Genomic DNA, 2354 nt, shown 5'->3' with positions numbered 1-2354 from the left:
GGGTTCCGACAAGGAGACTTTGGTCGATCCGGAAAAGACTATGGAGCTTGGCAAGCCTATTGGAGCAGACTCTAGCACCAAGACCTGGGAAGGTGATCAGTGGAAAGTCGGTGGTGGAACGACCTGGGGTTGGTATTCGTACGATCCCAAGCTGAACCTGATCTATTACGGTACCGGCAATCCATCCACCTGGAACCCAAGTCAGCGCCCGGGTGACAACAAATGGTCCATGACCATCATGGCACGCGATGCCGATACAGGCATGGCGAAATGGCTCTACCAGATGACCCCGCATGACGAGTGGGATTATGATGGTATCAATGAAATGATCCTGGCGGATGGCATCGAAGTCGGTGGCAAGCCGCGTGATGTCCTCGTGCACTTCGATCGCAACGGTTTTGCCTATACGATGGATCGTGCAACCGGCGAACTCCTGGTCGCAAAGAAATACGACCCGGCAGTGAACTGGGCGTCCGAAATCGATATGGACAAGGACAGCAAGACCTATGGCCGTCCGAAGCTCGTAGCGAAGTACTCAACGGCAAAAGAGGACGTCAATGCGCAGGGCATCTGCCCGGCGGCTCTTGGTACGAAAGATCAACAGCCGGCAGCCTATTCGCCAAAGACCAAGCTTTTCTACGTTCCGACAAACCATGTCTGCATGGATTACGAGCCCTACAAGGTCAGTTACACTGCCGGTCAGCCTTATGTCGGCGCGACACTGTCCATGTATCCAGCTCCGAACAGCCATGGCGGCATGGGTAACTTCATCGCATGGGATGCGGCGAAGGGTGAGATCGTCTGGTCCAAACCCGAACAGTTCTCGGTCTGGTCAGGCGCTTTGGCAACGGATGGCGACGTCGTCTTCTACGGAACGCTCGAGGGCTATCTGAAGGYGGTCGATAAGGACGGCAAGGAACTTTACAAGTTCAAGACACCGTCCGGCATCATCGGTAACGTCACCACGTACGAACATAAGGGCAAACAATATGTTGCCGTTCTGTCCGGTGTTGGCGGATGGGCTGGTATCGGTCTTGCCGCCGGCTTGACGAAGCCGAATGAAGGCCTTGGCGCGGTGGGCGGTTATGCCGCTCTTTCCGACTACACGGCCTTGGGCGGTCAGTTGACCGTTTTCGCTGTTCCTGAGTAATCGGGAACGAAGCTGACACAGTGAGCCCGCGGATGCAGGCTTTGAATAATGGGCGCCCGGTTTCAACCAGGCCGGGCCCCCCGTGTCACCTGACCCAGATTGACGATTCAAACAACCGTCCAGGCGGCGCCGCAAGGTGCTGACCCGAGTTGACGAGTTGAATGCGAGGTTCTTGTATGCCTATTCGAATAACATTGCTTGCCGTCACTGCCGGTCTTGCGCTTGTAGCGGGCCTCGGCAGCGCCTACGCCGATGACAAAGCCGCAGCAGCTGTTGCCTCCGACGAAAACGGCAAATATGCCGATAAGGATGGAACTCCAACATTCAAGATACAGGCCGACGGTACGGTTGACTGGTACACCTATAGCGGCTTTCGCCGGTTCAATTCAGATTGTTTCGTCTGTCACGGCGCTGATGGTGCAGGTTCTTCCTTCGCTCCGGCCTTGGCAGATTCGCTGAAGACAATGAGCTATGCCGACTTCTTGTCGACAGTTGCCGAGGGCCGCAAAAACCTCAAAAATGGTAATGACAAGGTGATGCCGGCTTTTGGCAATAACAAGAACGTCTACTGCTACATGGACGACCTCTATGTCTATCTGCGCGCGCGCGCCGTGGGTGATCTGCCGCGAGGGCGGCCCGCGAAGCATGAGGACAAGCCACCTGCAGCCACAGAGGCAGAAGACTCCTGTATGGGTGGATAAATGATGCGAATTGCACGACCACTGATGAAATGGATAGCCGGTGGCGTAGTGGCGGCGGCACTTGCCGTGCCGTCCGGTGCCTTTGCACAAGGTGCAGGTATCGGAGCCTCGGGCGAACTGGTCGATCCTGACGTCCTGCGTGTTTGTTCTGATCCGTCCAATATGCCGTTCTCCGACGAGAGCGGCAAGGGATTCGAAAACAAGCTGGCTGAACTCGTGGCCGCAAAGACCGGGCGTAAATCGGTAGCCTATACATGGTTCCCGATGGCAACAGGGTTCGTCCGCAGCACGCTCCGAGCCAATCGCTGCGACATTATCATGGGATACGCGCAAGGCGACGAACTCGTCCAGAATACCAATGCCTATTACCGCTCGACCTATGTGATGATCTACAAGAAAGACAGCGGCCTCGATGGTGTGGATACGATCGAGGACGGCAAATTGGCGGACAAGAAAATTGGCGTTGTTGCCGGAACACCGCCGTCGGCAAACCTCGCCAAGGT

Annotated in this window: 1 protein-coding gene and 2 pseudogenes; all 3 read left to right on the top strand. The window is 56.0% G+C overall.

Features of this window, described 5'->3' with window-relative positions:
* Positions 1–1150: pseudogene (locus ACXJ5O_RS24665) on the top strand (PQQ-dependent dehydrogenase, methanol/ethanol family); the annotation flags it as partial.
* 176 nt (positions 1151–1326) lie between these two features.
* A complete protein-coding gene (locus tag ACXJ5O_RS24660; RefSeq protein ID WP_457302204.1) occupies positions 1327–1851 on the top strand; it encodes a c-type cytochrome, methanol metabolism-related in 525 nt (174 codons plus the stop codon).
* Positions 1852–2354, top strand: a pseudogene (locus tag ACXJ5O_RS24655) (quinoprotein dehydrogenase-associated putative ABC transporter substrate-binding protein); the annotation flags it as partial. It abuts the gene before it with no gap.

This window comes from Phyllobacterium sp. P5_D12 (assembly GCF_054049495.1).
The sequence above is the reverse complement of the archived record's forward strand: the minus strand, read 5'-3'. Positions and strand labels throughout refer to the sequence as shown.